Origin of the sequence: Thalassolituus pacificus (assembly GCF_025318105.1) — a bacterium.
In the GTDB taxonomy this organism is placed as follows: Bacteria; Pseudomonadota; Gammaproteobacteria; order Pseudomonadales; family Oceanobacteraceae; genus Venatoribacter; species Venatoribacter pacificus.
The window spans coordinates 154,186-176,787 of record NZ_JAOANI010000022.1 but is presented as its reverse complement, the minus strand read 5'-3'; the positions used below and the strand labels follow the sequence as shown (position 1 = coordinate 176,787).

The following is a 22,602-nucleotide window of genomic DNA, read 5'->3' as shown; positions in this document are numbered from 1 at the left end:
TGTGTCCTTAACGATTCAGCAGCTGCTGATATTCAGCATCGGCCCGGGCAGCAATGTCCGGTGTTACCGTAACCGGTAAATCCAGTAACTGCTGAGCAAAGGCTTTACCCTGCGGATCAATGCGAAGGCTGGCCATGCCACCGCCGCCGAGGGAATTGCGCAATAAAAGATTAAAAGCGTTTAAGCCGGGCAGGGCGAACAGCTCAACATCGCTGTTATCGGCCAGCACGTGAGCAAACCACTGGCCGATATTTTCCGGCGCCAGTGCGGCCTGAATAAATGGCAGGTAATCCGCATCGCGTGCCATGACACCAATGTTGCTGTGATTACCTTTATCGCCACTGCGCGCTACCGCCAGTTTGATTAACGGCACACAGATATCAGCGTCGGGCATTTCAGCGGCAGCATTAATTCTGGCTGAAGGCCAGTGTGGTGCGTGGTCAGCGCAGTCGATAGCCACGGCTGTTTTATTGTCATCCAGCTGAATCTGTACCGGCACATCGGCTTTCGGCCAGAGGAAAGAAAATAAGCGGATATTCGGGCTGGGTTTTGGCCGGCCACCGACAATACCGGTTAAGCCCGGCGCCATGGCGGTGGCGGCCTGAGCAATTTCGCGGGCGAACACTTCCAGTGCTTTTTTATCGGCGTGACGTACGGCGATTTTAACAATCACTTCGCGGCTGTCTGCAGCGCGGGCATTGGCGCCGTAGGTGGTTTCAGAGCCGAGAATTTCAATATCCTGTGCAGTAAAAGCTCCCATGCCCAATACCGAATGCAGCACGCTGACGCGCTGCAGAATGGCCTCGGCCACGCGCTGGCCTTTGGCTACAGCATCGCGTCCGCCGATCATAAAGGTCGCCGTGCAGCGGAAGCCGTCCATCCAGGTGGCGCTGACTTTATAGTCGGCCGGTGGTGCATAACCGCGGGCGCCGCTGACGCGCACCTGCTGCTCGCCGCTCTGGGCGATGTTTACCTGAGTAAAATCGCAGCAGACATCGGGCAATAAATAACAGGCCGGATCGCCGATTTCATACAGCAGCTGTTCACCCACGGTAAAAGGCGAAATCAGGCCGCCGGTTTTTGCTGGTTTGCTGACCACAAAGCTGCCGTCGGCGGAGCATTCAACAATGGGGAAGCCCATATTGGCGTAGCCGCTTTCAACCAGCTGCCAGTCGGTGAAATTACCGCCGGTACACTGCGCGCCACATTCGATGATATGGCCGGCCAGAGAACCCTGCGCGAGCTGATCGTAATCGGATTCGCTCCAGTTAAATTCATGCATCAGCGGGCCGAGCACCACAGCGCTGTCGACCACGCGTCCGGTGATGACGATATCGGCACCGGCCGCCAGTGCATCGCGGATGGCCGGAGCGCCGAGATAAGCGTTAACGCTCAGACAGCGGCCGGGAAGCGGCTCGTCGCTGAACATATCTTTTACACCGGCAAAATCGGCCTGACGGGCACTGAGGTTATCGCCCTGTACGGTGCCGACGCTGAGGTTCAGCCCGGCTTCGGCGATTAACGCGCGCAGCGCATTGGCGCAACCTTCAACATTGATACCACCGGCGTTACTGACCACCTTAATGCCCTGAGTGGCAATGGCCGGCAGCAGTGGCTTAAGGGTCTGGACGAAATCCGGGGCAAAACCGGCTTCGGGATTTTTCAGACGTGCACCGGCCATGATCGACATGGTGACTTCGGCCAGGTAATCGAACACCAGATAATCAAGCTGGCCCTGCTGTACCAGCTGGTGGGCGGCGGTGCCGGTATCGCCCCAGAAGGCGGAGGCGCAGCCGATGCGGATGGTATCCTGCATGGTGAAATCCTGTTGTTAGCGTTTGCCAAAGCCTATCAATGATCCACATACCAAGCAAGCGCTTGGTTTTTAGTTTTGCGGCCTGACCGGGATTGCCCCTACAATAGGCGCATTCAAATAGGCCCATTCGTCATACTGACGTCTCCAGATAAGGACAACCCGTGATAGAACAACTGATAGCCGAAGGGGTTATTACCGATCCGGACAGCGCCCGTGGCCGCCTGTTGGCTGCTGCCGCGCGCCTGTTTAAGCAGCAGGGCTACGAGCGCACTACTGTGCGTGATCTGGCGGCTGAAATCGGCATTCAGTCGGGCAGCCTGTTTCACCATTACCGCAGTAAGGAAGATATTCTGCGTGCGGTGATGGAAGAGACCATTCAGCTGAATACCGCGCTGATGCGTATTGCGCTGCAGCACGCACAGGACCCGCGCGGTAAAGTACTGGCGCTGATCCGTTGCGAGCTGCAATCCATTCTCGGTGAAACCGGCGAAGCCATGAGTGTGCTGGTGTATGAATGGCGCTCGCTTAAACCCGACAGCCAGCAGCATATTCTTAAGCTGCGCGATATTTATGAGCAGCTGTGGCTGGATGCGCTGGCCGAAGCCCGCGCTGCCGGTATGGTAGCGATAGAACCTTTTATTCTGCGCCGTTTCTTAACCGGTGCACTGAGCTGGACCACCAACTGGTATAAACCCGATGGTGATATGACGCTGGATGAACTGGCCGAATACGCGCTGACCCTGGCAATCAAACAGTGACACACAGCGGAGAAATACAGTGAGAGCCAGTCTACGCGCTAAGGTCGTGCAGGTTTGCGACAAGAAAATAGCCGCCAAAGGCGATAATGTCGGCGTATCCTTTTATGCGTTTTTCGCCAATAAAAATGACGATCCGGACCTGCTGATGGAAGCGGCCGAATGGTGGATTAAAACCCATTGTCTCGACCATTTTGAAAAAGCGGTAAAAATTAAGGCCATGGTACTGGCGGGTGACTGACGCCAGTCAGGCAGAAAGAGGTATGTCATGGATGAGGTAAGAGCCCGCTATCATCGCCTGAAATGGCTGCTGGTAAGTGCGCAGTTGATCTGGCTTGCCTTTTGTTTACTGCTCAGCCTGATTATTGACCCTGGCATCTCTGTGCCAGCGATCTGGGCGGCGGTGGGCTTTTTAATTGCACTGGCGGTGGAAGTGATGGCTGGTCGCCTGTGTTGTCCGAAATGCCGGCAACCGCTGGGTTTAAGGGTTTACCGCTGGATTCTGATATTCCGTTGCCGGAACTGTTCTTAAAAAAACAGGCGCTAAGCATCCACTGTTGTCCCACAGTTTCCTCGTTCCTACGCTCTGCGTGGGAATGCAACTGTGCCGGCAAGGGCTACCACGCAGAGCGTGGGAGCCAGGTGATTGTTTACTCGTTGAAGCAGCCGCTTCGCGGGCATGGCCCGCTCCTTTCCTCGTTCGCTCAGCGTGGGAATGCAACTGTGCCGGCAAGGGCTACCACGCAGAGCGTGGGAGCCAGATGCCTGCAGTGCCTAAGTATCCTGAATAAAAAAATGCCGCTGATGGAAGCGGCATTTTTATTGGCAGCGGTACAGAGCATCAGGTCGGGTCAATAATGCCCTGCGCGATCATATCCAGCGCGGTAATACTCGGAATAAAGAAATAATCACCGCCGCGGGTTTCGACCATGCGTGGCATGTGCGTGCAGAAAAACGGTGCTTTTCCTTCTTTCGGGTTCACCTGAACAATGTGTTTATCGGTCAGTTTGCCGTTGTTGGCACCAATTAAAACATCGCGGTCATTACCAAGATGGAAATCGTTGGAATAATTCACCCACTGCTGCTGCACAAACTCGAACTGGCGCTCAATACTGGCGCTGATGCACATAAAAATAATGCCCTGTTCGCTGTCGTCGTTGGTCAGTTCATCGTGGCCGCCGTAGGGCAGGCCGCGGCGCATTAACCGGCGGCGGTCAACCAGTGCGCCCGGACGATCAAACGCACCTTTTTCGGTTTCCAGAGAGCCACGGGTGTTGGTGCGGCGGATATGGGCACCGATCGGACATTTTGCTCCGTGCTTATCGTCGTTATAGGTGAAATTAATCCACTGTTCTTCCAGAGCTTTTAACTGACCAATAGCGCAGGCATCACCTTCAGCGGCTTTTTTCTGTAACTCCGCCATTTTCTGATCCAGTTCGGCCTTGGCTTTATCATCCGGTGCCAGCACCAGTGGTGCGCCGTTATCGGGCCAGCGACCGGAAAATTTAGCCATTAATAATTCGCGGCTACCGTCAAAATCTTTCGCCATGTTATCGACGTAGTCATTAAAGGTTTTTACGTTTTCATGCAGCTTGCGGTACACCATAAAGGTACCGTTGCGTGCCAGCAGGTGCGGTTCCGGTGCCAGCGGGTATTCTTTGGCTTCATCGATATGACCGAGAATAAATTCACCGGTCGCCAGCGGTTCCCACTTGCCATCACGGTTCAGTTTACCGCGCCCGGGCAGGCGCTCCGGATCATTGCCGCAGCCTTCAAAGTAAGGGTTGCCGATACCATCGACAAAACCAAAGTGTTCTTTGGGAGTGGCTTTACCGTTTTCAAAAACAGCCGAGGCATCCTGATAGGGCAGCATTTTTCCGTCCGGCCCCTTATGGCCTGGGCGAATACTGACGCTGCCTTGCACGCTTTGCATCAGGGCTTCAATGTCGGCAAAACGCTGTTCTACGGTTTCCTGCGTCTGACCATTAATGGATACCCATGCATGTACCGTGTCGCCCTGCCATACCGGGTCCCAGTGTTGCGGGCTGCTGGGGCCGTTATCACCGAGAATGGCGGCGCGTGGTTTCATCCCCATTTTGAATTCTTGCGGGAATCCATCGAGTGAGCGGCGCGGCAAGCCGAGTGCGCACAGGCCGTGATAGGTAAAAGCAATGTTGGTGGTGGCTGCTGGCTTATCCGATTGGTCCGGCTGCTTTCTCCCGGTCCAGGGTTCGGCGGTTGTAATCAGCGGAATTAATTGCTGCAGAAAATTGCGGCCACCGGCGTAGTCGTGAAATTCGAGAAAAAAGTAACGTGCCTTGGGGAAGCCAAAGCGGCCGTAGCCTTTACAGATATTGCCCTGAATATCGTACAGATCAAGAGGTCGGTTCATAATCAATCCTTGTGCGCCCAGCGGCGGTATCAGGCCGTGTGCGGAAATAATCCCTGAAATATCAGTACATGTTTTGCAGGCGGGTCTGACCGGGTGTCCAGCTTGGCTGGTTGAGGTCATCCAGTTTTATTTCTGCCATAAAGTTATTGAATGCGGTGCGTAATGCGGTTGCATCCTGCCCCTGATGGGCGAGGGCAAACTCACTGAAGGCTTGTTTCACATACAGCGCCTTTAATTGTTCTTTCAGCGCTACATCGTTTGAGCCATTAAAAAACAGCGTGGTGGTCAGCTGGCACTTTTTAATATAGGCGACAAAGTCGTCAGCATTCTGCACTTTGTCGAAAGCGACGGCGTATTGCCACAGGCTGCGGATATCGGCTTCGGCGTTGTTCCACATACCTGTCAGATAGGGTTCCAGCTCGCCGTGAAAGTTACTGGTAAATACCAGGTACTTGGATTTCAGGTGGTCGCGGGCAACGTCGTTACCCTGCTGAAAAAACACATCGTTAAGGATAAACAGACGGGCAAAATAGGTGTTGGGAATGCGGGCAAACGGGCTGCCGGCATCTTCTTCCAGGCGCTGGATACGACGGCGGGTAATTTTATCGTATGAGGACTGCTCGTCGTGCACGCCATTAATTAACGGGCACAGAGTGGTCAGGCCGTAGGAATTTCCGAAAGTGTTCGCCATGCTCAGGCCTCCTGCTTGCCGGCCGCGCGGGCCATCATAATATTGGCGTGCTGATGTTCCTGCACCAGTTCATGCGAGGCGCTCATCAGCGGGCTTTCACCCATGCTGCCCAGGCTGTGTTGATTGTCGGCGAGGAACTGCTGGTAGGCCTGGAGAAATTCTTCATCATTCAGATTGGCAATATTTTGCTGGAAGGTGCCGAGGTTGGTGAATAATTTCTGTGCGGTTTTTACATCGTTGGCTGCGGCCAGCGGGTAGGCATTGTAATAGTGCCCACTCTCAATCTGGTTAAAGCGGATGTAATTATAAAAGTCGTGCAGTGGAATCGATTTCGGGTATTTGATATTCCAGCGCCAGAACATATCGAGGCCGGAGGGAATGGCAAATGAAAAGGAGTCAATATACTGATCCCAGCTGCCGTTAAAATTACTTTCAAACAGCATGTAGCTGTAGCTGAGTTTTTCTTTCGGCTGGCTCTTGTCCAGTCGAGGGAACGACCAGCGGTTGATGATGGTCCAGCGTGCATAGTGAATCAGAGACAGGGTCAGCAGGCCCTTGAGGAAATAGGGGAAGGTTTTTACCACCACCCAGAAAATCAGTTTTTGCCAGAGGGCAGTCCACCACCGCAGGGGGGTGAGCACGTTCATTCCATAGGCTTTGCCGGCGACGTTCGACATGGTGAATTCCTTTTCTGGTGCCAGATGTAGCGTTGCAGTCATGCAAGCGGCAAAGACTCTAGCGGTTTCTGCGATGCGGGTAAAGGACGCAGATGACCTCTTTATGCCGCTGGCAGCGCTAAACTTTATCGTCCTCGCTATTGTCCAGTTCGCGCAGCATATCCAGCCCCTTGCGCCGCTGGGCCGCCAGTATGGATATTTTTTCTTCCAGCTCGGCCCGCTCAAGCTCGCTGTCACATTGGTGCAGATTTTCTTTCAGTTCATGCTGCTTGTGTTTCAGTTTAATCAGCGCTGCGGCCAGCTCTTCACGCTGGCGCCGTTTGTGGCGCTGCCCGCTGTTAAATAACGCATTAAGCGTCTTTACCAGTTTGGAAAATTTCATAGGCCTTGCTCCGGTGGCGGTGTGGCGGCGTCTTCTTCACTGCGTTGCTGTTCCAGTTGTTTGTTAATCGCCGACAGATCGGCGTGCTCCAGCTGCAGGCTTTCTGGCGTTTCTCCCTGTGGGCTCTGATCATCAATAAACAGATAGCGGGCAGCCTGAATCAGCGCACGACACACTTCCTGGCTGTAGCCTTTATCGGTCATCAGTGAGGTGGCCATCTCGGCGCTGATTTTGCGGGTGCGGATCAGGCCTTCGATCAGGCTGTCGGATTGTTCGCGGTCGCGTTCTGTCAGCAGCAGCTGATGGTCGAGGGCGAGGCGGCTTTCCACCACATCATCAATCTGGCGGACGTGTTGGATGGCCCGCAATACATCACCAATCTGCTGCCGTAACTGCTGGTAGGCTTGCGCCATGTCCGGATTTTCGCTGTGAATATAAAACAACAGATTACGCTGCAGGTGTTTTACGCCTTTAATCGCCTCGATCAGATAGTGGTCGGCGGCGCGCAGCTCGCGCAGTTGTTCATCCTGACGGCCGCTGGCTTTTTCCCGCGCACTGCTGATAAAACTGATGATGGCAGAGTAAATGCCTTTTACCTGTTGTTCGTACAGCTGCTGCAGGTTGGCATGTACGGCGGAGCGGCTCTGATCACTGAGTAAAGCAATCGGCTGGCCGCGATGAAATTCGTCAACCTGCCAGCCCAGCCCCTGCAAAATCAGATCGGTGGATAAACCATACAGGCGGATGCTTTCGCTGCGCGTTACCGCAACCGCTGCCGACGGTGACTCCATGGCCGATTGGTTCAGATACTGCGGCTGCATGCGGTTACTGCTGCGCTCTGGCACCAGGCGCATTAACCAGCGTTGCAGACGCGGCAACTGTGGCACCATCAGGGCAACACCGAGCAGATTGAACAAGGTGTGAAACAGTGCCAGCTTCAGGGTGTAGTTCTCTGCGCTGATGCCGAGCAGGGTGCTGAGCTGCTCGACCAGCCACAACAGCACGGGCATTAACAGTAAGGCGACAGCCCCCGTGGCCAGATTAAACAACAGATGCCCCAGTGCCAGCCGCTTACCGGCGGTGTTGGCGCCAAGGCTGCCAAGCATGGCGGTAACAGTCGTACCAACGTTGGCACCGATGGCCAGAGCCAGCGCATCCATATACTGCACATGACCGGCGGCCAGCGCCGTCAGGGTCAGCACCAGCGTGGCGTGACTGGATTGCATCACCACCGTGGCAATAATGCCAAACAGCGTAAACAGCAGCAGCCCGGCGATGCCCTGCGGACTGACGGCGCTCAGATCCAGACTGCCCTGCAGGGTAGCAAAGCCATCTTTCATGTAATCGATGCCGAGAAACAGAAAGCCCATACCGGCGAGAATATGGCCAATTCCGGCGCGGCTCTTATTCGGCTGGAATAACAGCATCACACCAAACACCAGCATCGGCATGGCCAGCTGTGCCAGATTGATATCCAGACCGAAGCCGGCAATCAGCCAGGCACCGGTGGTGGTGCCCAGATTGGCACCGAAGATAACCCCAAGGCCGGCACCAAGGTTAATCAGCCCGGCCGACAGAAACGAGATACTCAGCACTGAGACCAGCGAGCTGGATTGCATTAACGTGGTAGCGACTACACCAAAGGCCAGAGCTTTTGCCGTCGTACTGGTTGAGCGTTGCAGGATGCGCTCTATCAGTCCGCCACTGAAGCTCTGAAAACCGCGCTCCAGCGACAGCATACCGAACAGAAAGATGGCTACACCGGCTGCAATCTGCTGTAGCTGGGGGCGGCTCCAGAAACTGACCGCCAGCAACAGCATAATGACCGGAAAGAGCATACGTTTGAGCAATTCCAAAGCGGGTAATCCTGTGGTGCCGGCAGACTCCTCAGTTAATCGAATGGCCTTTCATTCAGCAAGGGATATTGCTCAAGGAAGCTGAGCTAAGTCTCTGAAAAGGTAACTTTTTGTGTCTGGAGGCGGATGCACAGGCAGGTTGTTCAGTGAAAGCCTGTTAACTTACGCACAGTGTGTTGTGCATAACTAAGGGATAAGCTGACGATAACTGTCTGCAGCCCGCAGAATGCCTGACACGCACGCCGAATACGCCGGCGGCGCATTATTCAAATCGGCGGAAAGCCTTGAAAATCAAGGCTTTTCCAGTATTTTTTTGCGCTTAGGACCGATTTGCCGGCAGGGCATCAATGCAAGGGATATTTTTTAAAATCGGGCAGAATTAAGTGTTGTTTTTAGCACTGAAACACTTTATATGGCGTTCGTGTTACGCGTTACCCACAGAATCTGTGGATAACTTTGAGCATAAGTTGAAGAAAAATCCCCCTGTCCCGCACGCTTTGTAACACCCGTTTAAATTGTTTAAAAAATGATCAATCAGGGGCCTGATGAAAATCCGAGTGAAGGAGGCTAGGAGATTGGCTCATGCAGCTGCATCACGCTGGATTTGATGACTGCTTGTGATCAAAGCCCAAATGCTTTTTAAGTTTATATATTGGACAGCTTATAGATTAAAGCTATTAAGTTCAGTCTGATTATGCTTGAGGTGTATCAGTATATTGAAGAGCACGGTATATAGCCTCTGAGCGTGCTAACTCACTTCTGTTATCGCTCCTTAGGCGGAAGTTCCTGAGGTGCTGAATCGGTCTGTTCTGCTATAGAGGGCTTATGCCTTGTGTTTGGCAAATGTCCTGAGTTGCAGCATCAGCCAGTGTTGGTTTGATCTGTCCACGGCTTTACATCAGTGAAACCGGCAAATTGAAGACCAGCCTGAAATGAGCATCTTCAGCTAAAAAATGATTCTTTTCATAGCAGACCAATGCTGGAGTCGTTTGCATTTTAAAACCGGACTGAGGGAGCCATTCCTCCATAATACGACTCAGATAAGGTAATAAATCGCCATAGCAGCCTTCCAGACGAAATGCTGCATGCACACCTCCAGGAATAACCATGCTGTTCACAACTCCGCTGCGAGTGAGCGGCTTTTCAATGCCAATGCATGCAACATAACGGCATTTGGGCAGAGGCACCCAGGCCGGATTGCTATGGTGGAGTGCGATTTGTTGTGTGCTATTGCGTCCTTCTGATGCCGCCCAGGCTTGTAGTGTCTGCCAGGCCTGACGAATGTTTCGCCCATAGCCCTGGTGTCTGACATAGGCAACGGGCTGGTTTTTCAGGGTAACAATATCCGGTTGAGGTAACTCCCGACTCTGTACCCGCTGATAGCCGGCTGCAATTTCCGGATCGTTCAGATAAGGCGGCTCGCTGCTTTTGCTTCCGGTAGAGCGCCAGGCTCCTGGTGAAACGGAAAACAGTTGCTTAAACGCATGACTGAATGAGGATACCGAATGGAAGCCACACTTTTCGGCAATTTCCTGAACGCTGCTGCGGTGCTCAAATATCAGTTGGTTGGCGGCATGTTCCAGCCGTGTGCGGCGGATGTATTGATGAACAGATTCACCAACAACTTGACGAAAAATCCGGTGAAAGTGCTGCTCGGAATAAGAGGCAACGTCTGCCAATGTTTTAGCGGTCAGTTCTGCTGAGATGTCTTTGTGGATAGCGTACAGCACATTATTTATCCGCGATCGTTGATGATAGTCCAACAGATTTCCTCCCTGACATCATATATCGACATGTGAAAGCGCATATTTCGACAATGGATGTGCGTTATACCAACAATCTATCGATTATTTGAGGAGTATATTATCAATACCGTCTTTTAGTACTAATAACAGAATTGAGACAGGCGGAGAGCCATATGCAGACGGCAAGACATGTACAACAGCTTCGCTCATCCTATATACGTGAAATTCTCCGGGCGGCCACTGCTGATGGCGTTATATCCTTAGCCGGAGGTCTGCCTGCGGCGGATTTATTTCCCCATGCCTTGTTGCAGGAAGCGCTGATTAAGGTGGCAGGTAATAAACAGGTTTTTCAGTATGGCGAGACGCGTGGGTATGCGCCGCTGCTGGACCACCTGAGAGTAACTAGCGATCTTAAAACGTCGCATGGCGCGCTGGTGACAACCGGTTCTCAGCAGGGATTAGACCTTATTGCCAGAACGTACATTAATCCAGGGGATCACATTGTGCTGGAAGCTCCGAGTTATCTCGGTGCTTTGCAGGTATTCACTCTGGCACAGGCAAACATTAATACTGTAGTGCAGACGTCAAACGGCCCGGCTCTCATGGCGCTGGAACAATTATTTGCATCAAGGTCGGTCAAACTGTTTTATGCCGTACCTGATTTCCATAACCCAACGGGCATCAGCTGGTCATTACAAACACGGAAAGACGTCGCAAAATTGTGCCAGGCTTTTAATGTTACGCTGATTGAAGATGCCCCTTATCGGGACTTGCGGTTTTCAGGTGAACATCTTCCCCTCGTATCATCTTTCTGCCCCGAGAACGCCATGGTGTTACGGTCATCATCAAAAATATCAGCGCCGGGTTTACGGCTTGGCTCTGTAACCGGGCCCGAAGAATGGATTGCTCACCTGATAAGAGTTAAACAGACATCTGATTTGCATAGCAGTTTACCGATGCAGGCTGTTATGCTGGAAGTTTTCACTCACCCCGAATTTGAAGCGCATCTCCGTAATGTTCGAATCCACTATCGCCAGCGTTACCTGGCGCTGGCTCAGGCAATTAATCAGCATCTTCCGCCAGAGGTATCATATGCGGAAGTTGAGGGTGGGATGTTTCTCTGGCTGAGGCTTGCTCAGGGAGATCCAATGGAAATTGCAAAAAAGGCTTTGGAGAAAGGCGTAGCCGTTGTGCCAGGAGATGTTTTTTATAGTGCTGATGACATTAAATCTCCGGCCATCAGACTTAACTTTAGTTATTGCAAGCCAGAAGATTTAAATGCAGCAATTCAGTTATTAGCAAGGGTTTTTTAGCTATTCATGGATAGAGTGAAATGACTTTATGAATAATAAAAATGATTGCGTTAAAATTATGTAGTGAATGAGTCGATGTTTTGAAATAACTGTCGTTGGTGTTGTTATTGAAATAGCGTGCATCGCCAATGTTAGGGCCAGTAAATTTGACATCATTACCAACTCTCGGGCTATCGGTTCGGCTGTTGTTTTTTATTTGTCCCGTTTGCCTCTTGGCGTTCTGGTCTTGTTCTTTTTTAAAAACGCGTGCTCTTTGGTCTGCTTTTTCTCAGTAACTTTCAGAGAGAAGCAGAGGCCTTTACCGTGTAATCGACGATTGAAGTCGGAAACCGAACCGCGCCTGATCAGAAAATGTGTACCATATGTGTGGCAGCCTGAACGGCGGGCATAAAAAGCCCCGCATTAGTGCGGCTCTTGAAATGGTTGGTGCTAGGGGCGGACCACTCTGTCCGGCACTGATTTGCACAGCCGCAGGCTGCCCGCAGGGGCAGGGCCATGGATGGCCCTGATGAATCGAACAGTGAGATGACGTTGCATAAAGGCAATAAAAAAGCCCGCATATTGCTATGCGGGCTCTTTAATATTCGTGGTGCCCAGAGGCGGACAGGGCACAGCTATCATAGAAGCCACGTATCATGCGGGTTGGTAGCCCTTCAGACCATCGTGGTTGATGGAGATGTGTGCCAAAAGTGTACCATGTATTCTTATTTCATTTTGACATAAAAAAAGCCTCCTTAAGGGAGGCTTTCTAAACCATGCAACCTGTATTAGGCGGCGTTCTTTCTTGATAGACGCTCGTTAACCATGGTCAGGTTCTTTTCAATACGGGATACAGCAGCTTTTCCCTCACGGATCAGCTTTTGCAGCCGTGCACGTTCGTGACTAGACAGTTGTTTCATACTATTACCCCTTTAGTTTTAAATTAAGGCCATACCTTTGAGCTCTGATACAGCCACATCTAGAGCTTCTTGATTGCACTTACTAATGGCTATAGCCATTCTTTCCATGAAAAGTGCAGCCTGAGCTGCATTTGATGCTAACCTCTCTTCCCCGTAGACACCGATAGAAGCAATTTCCTCAAGAAGCTGCGACATCAATCGAGCAGCCTTTGCTACATCTTCATACGTGGGATCGTCATGCTCCTTGAGCTCTAAGATCGAATACTTTTCCACTTGTTTTAGAAACATGTTTCCAACACGTACAATCTCATGATGAAGCTCAGAAACTTCTTCACGGGGATCCCTCAATACACTGTTCACAACCTGACTCCTTTCACTAACAGGCGCGACATTGTACAAGTATTGACCGATCCGTCAATCAAAAGTTCAAAACTGGTTAATCTCAGCTTTGATCCTAGACCCATCAGCCCATTTTTACCATGAGCTTAAGTGCGTTGATTGCGACTAACTATACATTTCATGTTTTTTTACTATCTAGCTCTCAGTGTATCTGCTAATAGATGGAAGACTAAAGTCTACTCTAGGGCACCTCTGAATCATTCAGTGGCGATCTCGGCGAAGCTATACAGAATGATTCAGAGGTACTCTAGGCTTTTCAAGCCTACGAAGGGCGCTGCTCGGGTTTATTCTCAGTTGCTACTCCTAAGAGTAACCTATAGATGCTAGATTCGCTGACTCCCAGTTCTTTGGCAGCCTGCCGCTTAGATGCACCGGCTGCCAACAGAGCCTTCAGCTCGCTGGCCTTACTCCGTGCTGTCGGCTTCCTCCCTTTATACAGACCCTTCGCTTTGGCCTGAGCGATACCTTCAGCCTGTCGTTCCAGCATCATTTCCCGCTCGAAGGTGGCGATGGCTCCGATCATAGTGAGCATCAGCTTGCCGGTTGGCGTACCGGTATCAATGCCGATATTCAGGATCTTCAGGGTGATACCCTTCGCGTTCAGTTTATCGACGATCTCCAGCAGGTGACTGGTGTTGCGCGCCAGTCGATCCAGCTTAGTGACGATGAACTCGTCTCCGTCCCTCATGTAGTCCAGTGCCGCGACCAGTTCAGGCCGGTCTGTCTTGCTACCGCTGACCTTTTCCTGAAAGACCTTGTCGCAGGATGACAGTGCTTCGAGTTGAGCGGTGAGTGATTGCCCGGTGGTTGATACGCGGGCGTAACCGATGATTGCCATAGTGGCCTCCCAATAGACTCTAGGCCCAGTGGGAGATGTCTCTCAAAAGCCTGGAATGGACTCTATTGGGAGATAATTTCAGGTCGGGAGAAGTCTCCCACTAGGGCATGGTTCAAAGAATGACGGTAGGCAGGGTGCTTACCGTTGTACTTATAACGCGGCCCTAAGAGGAAAGTGATACCCCTTGATATGGGTTTGATCCAGTGAGTGATAGGTGTTGCCCACGATCCTCAGTCATTTTTCCAAAGGCCGGATTGGCAATATCTCCGGCCCTTTTCTGTGATAGGGGTGATCGGGGTTGCGGCCTCCCTTCCTAATAGATGGTTACACCGTGTAGATCTGACTTTCTGGTAGCGCATCCTCGGGAATGGCTTCCTCACTTTCCCTCAGGATGCGGGAGTCCTCTCGTTCAATCAGGTCATATTCGCTGGGCTGTCCGTGACTAGTCAGAATCCACGCCTTCTTCCGCCGCTGGCGGCCATTAATCCTTTTTGACGCATTCTTTTCTCTGAAGCCAACATCCTCCAGTTTTCGCCGGAAGGATAGCTCCCTGTTGAGATGCAGCTTCGTCCACCGGTAATTCTCACTTTCTTCATATGAGAAGCCTTGTGTATTGATGAAGCTGTTCCAGCTATGTTCAGTAATTGTCATGCGTTGGGTGTCGGCCTGATATTTAGCAATCAGGTTCTCCAATTGGTCTGTACACATATCCAAGTAGTCACGCTTGGCTGGCGTCATTGGGCAATCAAAAGGGTTCCACGCTGAGATGTCGTACTGTTTAAGATAACAGTACACATCTGCCCATCCGTGTGGCCACCACGCGAGGAAGTCGCGGATGAATTCCTGAGTCTCCTGCTTGTCCAGTTCATGAATTACATACTCCATAACGTAGATGCGGCGGTCATCCTGCTCGATAGTGAAGGCTCGCCCCTCAGTGTTATCCGCGAACATGAAGCGTGCGTATATCTGCTGTTGATACTCTCTGACGTACTTCGGACTGATTGTGGCGAACTTCGATGCCAGAATGCTTTTCAGCTGTAGATAGACATTCAGCCCTTTTGCCTTGCTCTCATCGACGAATACCAGCAGGTTGTTCGCCACACTCTCACTGTGCTCGCTGTTGATCTGACGTAGGCTGTTGGTGCTGGTATGGCCTGCCAGCAGCCGGTTCAGGACATGCTCCACGAGCACGTTCTTGCCTATGCCGTGCTGGCTTCGAAACAGAGGGTGCACACTCGGCCTTTCCTGTGGCTTCTGGATCATGTGGGCCATCCAGCACAGCAGCCACTCTCTATCGTGATCATTCATGGTTAGGCGATTAATGAATTCCATGAATGGTTCGACTTCGATTTCCTCAACTTCTCCATATATATCAGATACGGCGTCCTCCATGCTTCGGAAGGTATTCAGGAATACGCAGCCATTTTCTTCTAAAAATTGTGGCATTCCCGGAGCGAAACGGACGCCATCGACAGTTTGTAGTTCTCGGCGGAGAGCGTCATACGCCTTCGTTTTTTCTATACCCAGTTGGTGTGCCTTCAGCAACATTGCCTCAACGGTATTCCGGGTGCCGGTTCTGGGGTTCCAGAGATACGGGGCTATGCGCTCTTCTCCGGTGTACCAGCACCAGCCGTTTGCGTGTTCTTGGTCAGCCCATTCGTTGGCTCTGGCCGTCATGGCCAGCTCGTTCAATTCGTGCAGTTCCATCAGTACATCCTTGTTGGATTAATTTTATTTCTAGTAAGCGGTTGATATATGCGGCCAACGACATTCCGTGTGCATTGGCTTCTGTGAGCAGGGACGTATATGTCCCTCCCTTCAATTTCAGGTACATGCTGTCCTCATTTAATTCTCGCGTCTCTGAGTACCGTGCCGACGGTGTTGCGATGACATCCGACCTTCTCGGCAATGTATTGGTGGGTGTATCCCTCATCTCTGAGGGCGATAATTTGAGCCTTCCTGACTCGTGTAATACGGTTGGTTTTCAATGTGTTTATTCCTTAATAGCTTCCTGTAATTATTTTAAGGTGAGCGCACAGAACTGAACTGAAAAAAACAAAAAAGAATTAAAATGAATAGGTCGATAGGGAGTATGAGCATAGCGGGCAGAGAGCGCCCGCTTAGAGGGAGGATCAGGCGGTGGCTTCAGTCGGCTTCTTCAGCCAGTGAATAAGCCAGGCTATGCCAAGGGACGCAGGGAAGAGCACAACGCCAATGGCAAACAGGCTATTGCCTTTGAACATGAGCGAGCTTCCCAAGGCTACCAGAGCCAGATAGGGCAGAACGCTGCCCCACGAGCGATACGAAGTGAAGAGAGGAGCGGTCATCATGAATACGAATATCCAATGATGCTCCAGAGCCAGCAGAGCCAGTGCAACGATAGTGGCGATCAGTATCAGCTTGTTCTGCAGTGTGGCCTTCACATCTTCTCGGAACACCAGCAGTACAATGACGGTCACGATAATAGCGACCCAGCCCAGATTACTTAGGAAAGTATTGAAGAACTGCATTCCCTCTGCTTTGGCTAGGCCTTGCATCCATTGTGGGCCGGTCTTCATGGCAATCAGTCGGGAGTTCACGGCAACGGAAAGCGGCAGGGTAGCCATCGCCCATGCGATAGCGAAGGCTGGCGAGCGGCTGATGAGCCATGCCGCTCCACCAGCCATTAGGACTGGAATGAGAATGGCCAGTGATGACATCGGTAAATGTGGCAGGGTGCCGTTCGTCAGGGACAGGCCATATTTTCCCAGTGTCAGAATAACAGGCATAAGAATCAGCATTGCGGTATTGAGCTTCAGGTTCATAGTTACGTCCTTGGTAAGAGTCCTGACACGTATTCGCTAATAATCGGGCACTTGATATAGCCATCGGCGCAGTGCTTATTCATGTATTTAATGAAGTTGGTGTTGATGCTAACGAAGGTATCTCGTCTGGCTTCAGAGGGCTCATCGCCCATAGGAGGGTTGTTCTTCATTTCGTACATGAAGAACACCGCAATTTGTCTCAGGGTGCGGACATCTTTGCCTGTGCCTAGGAATCGACTGACGGGAATGTCATTGGATGCCTTGATATAGGCCATCTCATGAATCAGGCTGGATCGGAAGTCCCCCTTCTGAGCGAATTCAGCGAAACGCTTGAATTGTGGAATCTCATACTCTGTACCGGCTTGGGTTATGAATAGCTGGTCGTCTCTGAAGCTGAACTTCACCTCGTCGCTCTGCAGAAGCTGTCCCACTGCATAAAATGCGGTCAGACGCATAGCGGAATCGCCCGTCTCATACAGGTGGAGGAAGGACGTGAATACTTCTGAAGGCGTCAGGTCATAGGGCATATCCAGCGATAGCCAGAGCAGATGGAGGCCTTCTTCTGGATTGTTCCCCTCGTTCATATAGAACAGGCCCAGCTCATTCTGAGCGAATGTATTGCCGGCATACGCTGACTTATCCAGCCACATGATGTACTCATCATGCTTATTCGCAGCCTTAGCTTGCTGGGCCATCGTGTATGTACTGCGTCTGTTGCCGTGTTCAGCACTCTTGGCTAGCCAGAGTGCAGAGTCCTCGTCGTTGGCGGTAATCAGCCCCCTAGTCTTTAAATTGAACAGTACGTTGTAAGCAGGCAGGTAGTCCTGTTCGGTTGCCTCCCTGAGAAGCTGTTCTGCCTTCTGATACTGCTCAGAATCGACAGCAGTAAGAGCTAGGTGAACCAGAGTGTTGGGGTCTTCCTTCAGGCAGCCAGTCAGGCAGAGGCTCATTAAGAGAGCAGTTAGGTACTTCATAGCGCTTCCTTTTTACTAAGAATAGAACATTATTCACTTATAAGTGAATAATACTCACTCATGGCCTGTGGAGGAAGATGGGATAGGCCGGGAACATTGCACAACTGCACGCAATGGTCCGAACAATGACAGACAGAGAGCTACTACTCGCAATAGGAAGGAATGTCCGCAGACAACGCTTATTGTTGGATATTACTCAGGAAGAGCTATCTGCCCGCTCAGGGCTGCATCCGACATATATATCCGAGGTCGAGAGGGGGAAACGGAATCTGACAGTTGTCAGCCTGTTCAGACTGGCAGGAGCGCTGGAAACGGAGCCATCCAGAATTCTGGAATTGGTGAGTAGTTCCCCAGTCATAGCAGACGATCAATAAGGCTGATCATCGTTGTTACAAGTACTCTGGATACACATGAGGAGTACTTATGGACTATGTAACAACCAAACCAATGACCGCCCGCGAAGTTCTGGAGGTAGCTGCTCGGCTGCTGGCAGAACGCTACAAGCGGGGTGACTCGTTCACTTCCCCTCATACAAGCCGTCGCTATTTGACAGACCGATTAGCTCACTATGAGCATGAGGTCTTCGCCTTGCTGTTCCTAGATAGTCAGCATCGCCTGATTGAGTATAGGGAGATGTTCAGAGGGACTATCGACGCAGCGGCTGTATACCCACGAGAGGTCTTGAAGGAGGCGCTGAGGCTCAATGCAGCGGCTGTGATTCTGGCTCATAACCATCCTTCAGGTGTAGCTGAACCCTCGCAGGCTGACCGGGCGATTACGGATCGTCTGGTTCAGGCTCTGGGGCTGGTGGACATCCGGGTACTGGATCATCTGGTGATAGGTGACCAGTGCTCGGTGTCCTTTGCTGAACGTGGATACCTATGAGGAACTGAAATGAACATAGCAATGCGGATTGCCAGCGTTGTGCTGGTGGCACTGGCTGCTTACTTGGCTGAACGAGCGATGGAGGAGGAAAAGTCAGAAGAATAGGCAGAAAAAAGTACCTTCGGGTACTTTTTAAATACTTGGCTATCCATAGTAAGAGAAATAGAATCGCTGAATACTACTATCAATATGTTAGGGATTTTTATGTTTGCAGATAGTCCAGCTAAACGCCTACTTATGATCATGGAACTGATGAGAGGGGAAAAAGCTGAGGCTAATATTCTGAGAGGGTGGCAGGCAGGTCTTCGATGTGGCAATTCGCAAGAGGAGGTGGCCGCAGGCTATACTCAGGTTCTTCGTTTGGTTTCTGATACGGCCGAACTTGTAAGAGTTGATTCACCTGCAGTAGAAGCTGTGGCGACTGAATGGCAAACAAAGCTGTTACTGACCTTGATGAAGTTCACTCCTTATCATAATCCCAGTAATCTCTTAATGGCGGGATTCATAGCGGAGACTAATTCATCTATGGTTTTCTTAACGATGGCTGACTCGCTGATTGGAAAGAGCATTGGGAAAGCCAATGTTGATGAATCAGCATTAGAGGCGTTACTAGATAATCTCATGCAGTTATTTGAAGAGGTGTCCACCTCTACCGAACTGACGCCATTGGTTCGTTCATACTTCATGTATTCGCTAAATCAAATAATATTAGCGTTGAACAACTATAAAATCACTGGTCAGGCTGAAGTGCTACGCACAACCCAAGAACTAGCAGGACGTATTATTCTAGACCCTCATGTATATTCAGCCGTAAAGGAAACATCGGTTGGAAATAAAATCCGTGCAGCAGTAACTGATATAGCCGCATGTGTAGGTGTGTTGCATATTACGCAGGAATTTATCTTAAGAGCCCCAGACACTGTTAAACTACTAAGTAGCTTGGGCTCTTAAATACTTTGATAGCTCAAACGTTATTCACTGTAAATTGGTGAAGCTCGCGCCAGCTTTCCTTGATGTCAGTGATACTGAAGTCATCGTACCGGAATTTATCCATTTCAGTTTTTAGCTGTTGAATAGAGAAGCCGTCTGAATAGGTTGCGGTTTCGTTCAGGTACTTAGGTTCGTGCCCAACCATCTGTTGTAGCTTATGAATATCCATGTCACAGCGCAGTGACTGACTGATGAAAGCGTGCCGGAATGAGTGAAATACTTTCTTATCCTCTTTGAATTGAGGGAAGCATCGCTCGCGGTAGCGCTCATTGAACCATTTAGATGCAACCTCGCCGGGTTTTTTCGTTCCCATTTTAATCTGAGGAAGAATCCGGTTAATTCCTGCTTTTTTCAAGCGCTCAACGTAGTCAAGGAACCCCAGCTCTACCAGTGCCGCATGTATAGGCAAAGTACGAATACCAGCATTAGTCTTTACTGACATATCCTCGCCGTCATCCGTGATTGTCAGCGTTGGGATGTCAGCGGTTTCATTGATGTCTTGTGTACGGAGCTGTACCAGTTCACCAATCCGGGCGCCGGTAAATGCTGCCAGCACCATTAACCACCAATGAGACTGTGTACCTGTCCGGGTACTGCGTCTGTACTTCGGATCGCTGTAGATGGCTGAACTGAAAATGGTCTTCAGATCTGCACTGGTGAATGCTTCATAGCTGTTGGTTTCGGCTCTAAGCTGCAGCCCTGTAAATGGATTCTTAGATGCCGCATCTGTCTGAATCAGATAGTCGAACAGCGATGACAGGTTGGCCAGCTTGCCATTAATGGTCTTGGGTGAAGGCTTCTGGCTATCTGGCAGATTCAGGCTCTGCAGGTCGGCTATCGACATGCTTTTATATTGGCTTTTGGCCCTGTGCTGCTTGGGCAGTTCCTTCAGCGTATTTCGGAAGTGTTTGGCTGAGTCGTGAGTAACTTCAGATACCGTCTGAATCTCAGTGATTTCGCAGAAGTCTCGAACGGCTGCCCTGTATTCGTCCAGAGTCGCAGCCTTGACGTTAGGGTCTTTGGCTTGCTTCTCTTGCAGGAATTCTTCCAGAGCATCCCCTATCAGAATCACCTTGGCAGACGTGGCGGGAGCCGAGACGCTGGCAGTGTCGGACTCCAGTTGTAATCGTGGGTTGCGGTACTTCCGAACGTATGCACGCTTCATATCCACGTATAGCAGATCAGCCTTTGCGTCTCGCAGGGCTTCATTATCCAGTTTTCCGTCGTAGACAAGATCGCACAGGTCGGAATAGCCGCCATCGTCGCTCTGTAGCATCGAATCCAGATACGAGAGCCGCTCCCGTTCAGGTATATCTAGTGCCTCAAATTTCAGCAGCCAGTCCTCGTACAGTTCTTTAGCCAGCTTTTGAGCTTCTTTTTCTATTTGCTTTGGTTTCATTTTTTGCCGGACGCAACGATTCAGATGTATGTATATAAGGAGGGCGTGTTCTTGTGCCTGTTTTCTATCAGTTAGTTTCAGGGATAGGCGGATAAGATTACCGTGCAAGCGACGGTTGAAATAGTAGATAGAGCCACGCCGGATCAGATAGTGTGTCACAAATGTGTACCATATGTGTGACAGCCTGAAGGGTGGACATAAAAAAGCCCCGCATTAGCGAGGCTCTTAGAAAGTGTGGTGCCCAGAGGCGGAATCGAACCACCGACACGGGGATTTTCAATCCCCTGCTCTACCGACTGAGCTATCTGGGCGTCTTGTTGAACAACGTTGTGTTCGTCAAGTGGCGCGTATTAAACCCGTTGGCTGGCGGAGTGTCAACCCCCCGCAATCGGTTTATTTATCTTTATTTTCAGGAACATAGCCTTCAGCCATGTCGAACTCGTCGCCGCTGAAGAATTTGTCCCGTTGCTCGGTCAGATATTTGCGTGCCTGTATGTCCATCATGTTGAGGTGCTTCTCGTTGATCAGACGGGTCTGGTGAACGGTCCATTCATCCCAGGCTTTTTGCGAGACATGGAGGAAGATTTCTTCGCCTTTCGGGCCGGGGAAAGGCTGGCTGTTCAGGCCTTCAAGTTCCTGTTGGTACTTTTTGCAGAAAACGGTGCGGGTCATAACAATTCCTCGGACGGTATGCCGGATTCGGCGCTGGTGCCGGCCATGCTTTGCAGCAGCATTTTTACCGGTGCTGCCAGGCCCAGCGTGCTGGGGTTGCGGGGATTGTACCAGTGTTGCTGCTGGTCGCCAGTTTCGCCTACGGCGAGATGGCTGTGCGGCAGACGGATGAGTATCGGCTGAATATGCAGGTGATAGTGGCTGAAGGTATGGCGGAAGGGCGTCAGCCACTGTTCTTCATCATCACCGCTGTGATGATTGAGTTGTTCCTGCAGCAGTTGCCGGGCCTGTTGTATGTCCTGCGCTTCCGGAAAGCTCCATAAACCGCCCCAGATGCCTTTTTGCGGGCGCTGCAGTAACAGGTATTCGCCTGCCGGGTTCTGAATCATCAGCAACAGGCTGTGCTTTTCCGGTTTTTCTTTTTTCGGTTTGCTGTTCGGGAACTGTGTCGGCTTGCCGGTTTGTAAGCCCTCACATTGCGGCTGCAGCGGGCAGATACCGCAGGCGGGTTTGCTGCGTGTACAGAGCGTCGCGCCGAGATCCATCATTGCCTGGGTGTATTCGCGTGAGCTGTGTTGCGGCGTCAGCTCTTCCGCCAGAGTCCACAGCTGGTTTTGTACTTTGGTTTCGCCGGGCCAGCCTTCAATCGCGAAGAAGCGGGTCAGTACGCGTTTGACGTTGCCGTCGAGAATAGGCGCATTGATATTCATGCTGATGGAGGCGATGGCGGCGGCGGTGGAGCGGCCGATGCCCGGCAGTTCGCTTAAGGCTTCGACGCTGCGCGGAAATTCACCGTTAAAATCGCGTACCACGGCCTGAGCGCAGGCGTGCAGGTTGCGTCCGCGGGCGTAGTAGCCAAGGCCGGTCCACAGGTGCAGAACTTCGTCCTGAGTTGCAGCGGCCAGTGCCTGCACATCAGGGAAACGCTGCATAAAGCGTTCAAAATAGGGAATGACAGTGCTGACCTGGGTTTGCTGTAGCATGATTTCGGAAACCCAGACCCGGTAAGGGTTAATCTGTTGCTGCCAGGGCAGGTCTTTGCGGCCGTGTTTGTGATACCAGCCGAGCACGGCATCGGCGAAAGAAAATGAGCGCGTCATAAATACAGAAGATTA

At 51.3% G+C, this 22,602-nt stretch carries 24 protein-coding genes and 1 tRNA gene; 7 read left to right on the top strand and 18 right to left on the bottom strand.

The window, feature by feature from the left end; genetic code table 11:
- Nucleotides 1–7: 7 nt before the first annotated feature.
- Complete coding sequence (locus NYR02_RS14435) at nucleotides 8–1,816, bottom strand: acyclic terpene utilization AtuA family protein (protein ID WP_260977055.1); 1,809 nt, start codon at nucleotides 1,814–1,816, stop codon at nucleotides 8–10.
- A gap of 161 nt (nucleotides 1,817–1,977) precedes the next feature.
- On the opposite strand from NYR02_RS14435, the gene NYR02_RS14430 reads away from it, so the two are divergent.
- Genes NYR02_RS14430 through NYR02_RS14420 form a run of 3 tightly spaced genes read left to right on the top strand, consistent with a single transcriptional unit; the run spans nucleotide 1,978 to nucleotide 3,103 of the window.
- A complete protein-coding gene (locus NYR02_RS14430) occupies nucleotides 1,978–2,574 on the top strand; it encodes a TetR/AcrR family transcriptional regulator (RefSeq protein WP_260977054.1) in 597 nt (198 codons plus the stop codon).
- A 19-nt stretch (nucleotides 2,575–2,593) separates the two neighbouring features.
- Nucleotides 2,594–2,812, top strand: coding sequence for a DUF6500 family protein (locus NYR02_RS14425; RefSeq protein ID WP_225692383.1), 219 nt, complete (start codon nucleotides 2,594–2,596; stop codon nucleotides 2,810–2,812).
- 27 nt (nucleotides 2,813–2,839) lie between these two features.
- Nucleotides 2,840–3,103: a hypothetical protein gene (locus NYR02_RS14420; RefSeq protein WP_260977053.1), complete on the top strand. Its 264-nt coding sequence runs from the start codon at nucleotides 2,840–2,842 to the stop codon at nucleotides 3,101–3,103.
- A gap of 309 nt (nucleotides 3,104–3,412) precedes the next feature.
- Here the strand turns inward: NYR02_RS14420 and NYR02_RS14415 are convergent, their stop codons facing one another.
- From NYR02_RS14415 to NYR02_RS14390, 6 genes are all read right to left on the bottom strand, one after another.
- On the bottom strand, nucleotides 3,413–4,963 hold the full coding sequence (locus NYR02_RS14415) for a Dyp-type peroxidase (protein WP_260977052.1): 1,551 nt from the start codon (nucleotides 4,961–4,963) through the stop codon (nucleotides 3,413–3,415).
- Nucleotides 4,964–5,024: 61 nt separating this feature from the next.
- Nucleotides 5,025–5,654 carry a hypothetical protein gene (locus NYR02_RS14410; protein WP_260977051.1) on the bottom strand — a complete coding sequence of 210 codons (630 nt, stop codon included), beginning with the start codon at nucleotides 5,652–5,654 and terminating at the stop codon, nucleotides 5,025–5,027.
- Nucleotides 5,655–5,656: 2 nt separating this feature from the next.
- Nucleotides 5,657–6,331 (bottom strand): hypothetical protein, encoded by a 675-nt coding sequence (locus tag NYR02_RS14405; protein WP_260977050.1) that lies wholly within the window; start codon nucleotides 6,329–6,331, stop codon nucleotides 5,657–5,659.
- Nucleotides 6,332–6,449: 118 nt separating this feature from the next.
- Entirely contained in the window at nucleotides 6,450–6,713 is a 264-nt protein-coding gene (locus tag NYR02_RS14400) for a VHS/ENTH/ANTH domain-containing protein (RefSeq protein WP_260977049.1), read from the bottom strand.
- Nucleotides 6,710–8,569, bottom strand: a complete 1,860-nt coding sequence (locus NYR02_RS14395; RefSeq protein ID WP_260977048.1) for a Na/Pi cotransporter family protein — start codon at nucleotides 8,567–8,569, stop codon at nucleotides 6,710–6,712. The genes NYR02_RS14400 and NYR02_RS14395 overlap by 4 nt, the downstream gene beginning before the upstream one ends.
- Before the next feature lie 893 nt (nucleotides 8,570–9,462).
- The gene (locus NYR02_RS14390) at nucleotides 9,463–10,332 is read right to left on the bottom strand and encodes an AraC family transcriptional regulator (protein ID WP_260977047.1); all 870 of its coding nucleotides are present in this window, start codon (nucleotides 10,330–10,332) and stop codon (nucleotides 9,463–9,465) included.
- A gap of 155 nt (nucleotides 10,333–10,487) precedes the next feature.
- Here NYR02_RS14390 and NYR02_RS14385 point away from each other — a divergent pair, with 155 nt between their 5' ends.
- Nucleotides 10,488–11,627: an aminotransferase-like domain-containing protein gene (locus tag NYR02_RS14385; protein WP_260977046.1), complete on the top strand. Its 1,140-nt coding sequence runs from the start codon at nucleotides 10,488–10,490 to the stop codon at nucleotides 11,625–11,627.
- A gap of 767 nt (nucleotides 11,628–12,394) precedes the next feature.
- On the opposite strand, the gene NYR02_RS14380 is transcribed toward NYR02_RS14385, so the two are convergent.
- From NYR02_RS14380 to NYR02_RS14355, 7 genes are all read right to left on the bottom strand, one after another.
- The gene (locus tag NYR02_RS14380; protein WP_260977045.1) at nucleotides 12,395–12,526 is read right to left on the bottom strand and encodes a hypothetical protein; all 132 of its coding nucleotides are present in this window, start codon (nucleotides 12,524–12,526) and stop codon (nucleotides 12,395–12,397) included.
- Nucleotides 12,527–12,544: 18 nt separating this feature from the next.
- Nucleotides 12,545–12,886 (bottom strand): hypothetical protein, encoded by a 342-nt coding sequence (locus NYR02_RS14375; protein WP_260977044.1) that lies wholly within the window; start codon nucleotides 12,884–12,886, stop codon nucleotides 12,545–12,547.
- A 301-nt stretch (nucleotides 12,887–13,187) separates the two neighbouring features.
- On the bottom strand, nucleotides 13,188–13,763 hold the full coding sequence (locus NYR02_RS14370; protein WP_260977043.1) for a recombinase family protein: 576 nt from the start codon (nucleotides 13,761–13,763) through the stop codon (nucleotides 13,188–13,190).
- A 324-nt stretch (nucleotides 13,764–14,087) separates the two neighbouring features.
- Complete coding sequence (locus NYR02_RS14365) at nucleotides 14,088–15,470, bottom strand: primase-helicase family protein (protein WP_260977042.1); 1,383 nt, start codon at nucleotides 15,468–15,470, stop codon at nucleotides 14,088–14,090.
- Between the two features lie 134 nt (nucleotides 15,471–15,604).
- Nucleotides 15,605–15,751 carry a helix-turn-helix domain-containing protein gene (locus NYR02_RS19625; RefSeq protein ID WP_414716589.1) on the bottom strand — a complete coding sequence of 49 codons (147 nt, stop codon included), beginning with the start codon at nucleotides 15,749–15,751 and terminating at the stop codon, nucleotides 15,605–15,607.
- Between the two features lie 144 nt (nucleotides 15,752–15,895).
- Nucleotides 15,896–16,567 (bottom strand): hypothetical protein, encoded by a 672-nt coding sequence (locus tag NYR02_RS14360; RefSeq protein ID WP_260977041.1) that lies wholly within the window; start codon nucleotides 16,565–16,567, stop codon nucleotides 15,896–15,898.
- 2 nt (nucleotides 16,568–16,569) lie between these two features.
- Nucleotides 16,570–17,541 carry a tetratricopeptide repeat protein gene (locus NYR02_RS14355; protein WP_260977040.1) on the bottom strand — a complete coding sequence of 324 codons (972 nt, stop codon included), beginning with the start codon at nucleotides 17,539–17,541 and terminating at the stop codon, nucleotides 16,570–16,572.
- A gap of 113 nt (nucleotides 17,542–17,654) precedes the next feature.
- Between NYR02_RS14355 and NYR02_RS19620 the strand changes: the two genes are divergently transcribed.
- From NYR02_RS19620 to NYR02_RS14345, 3 genes are all read left to right on the top strand, one after another.
- Nucleotides 17,655–17,915: a helix-turn-helix domain-containing protein gene (locus NYR02_RS19620; protein WP_414716588.1), complete on the top strand. Its 261-nt coding sequence runs from the start codon at nucleotides 17,655–17,657 to the stop codon at nucleotides 17,913–17,915.
- A 49-nt stretch (nucleotides 17,916–17,964) separates the two neighbouring features.
- Nucleotides 17,965–18,426 (top strand): RadC family protein, encoded by a 462-nt coding sequence (gene radC / locus NYR02_RS14350; protein WP_260977039.1) that lies wholly within the window; start codon nucleotides 17,965–17,967, stop codon nucleotides 18,424–18,426.
- A 204-nt stretch (nucleotides 18,427–18,630) separates the two neighbouring features.
- Nucleotides 18,631–19,377: a hypothetical protein gene (locus tag NYR02_RS14345; protein ID WP_260977038.1), complete on the top strand. Its 747-nt coding sequence runs from the start codon at nucleotides 18,631–18,633 to the stop codon at nucleotides 19,375–19,377.
- Between the two features lie 13 nt (nucleotides 19,378–19,390).
- Here the strand turns inward: NYR02_RS14345 and NYR02_RS14340 are convergent, their stop codons facing one another.
- From NYR02_RS14340 to mutY, 4 genes are all read right to left on the bottom strand, one after another.
- Entirely contained in the window at nucleotides 19,391–20,815 is a 1,425-nt protein-coding gene (locus NYR02_RS14340; protein WP_260977037.1) for a site-specific integrase, read from the bottom strand.
- A 235-nt stretch (nucleotides 20,816–21,050) separates the two neighbouring features.
- Nucleotides 21,051–21,126, bottom strand: a tRNA-Phe gene (locus NYR02_RS14335).
- An 82-nt stretch (nucleotides 21,127–21,208) separates the two neighbouring features.
- Nucleotides 21,209–21,487: an oxidative damage protection protein gene (locus NYR02_RS14330; RefSeq protein WP_260977036.1), complete on the bottom strand. Its 279-nt coding sequence runs from the start codon at nucleotides 21,485–21,487 to the stop codon at nucleotides 21,209–21,211.
- Nucleotides 21,484–22,587: an A/G-specific adenine glycosylase gene (mutY, locus tag NYR02_RS14325; RefSeq protein WP_260977035.1), complete on the bottom strand. Its 1,104-nt coding sequence runs from the start codon at nucleotides 22,585–22,587 to the stop codon at nucleotides 21,484–21,486. Before mutY ends, NYR02_RS14330 begins: the two co-directional genes overlap by 4 nt.
- Nucleotides 22,588–22,602: the final 15 nt, after the last annotated feature.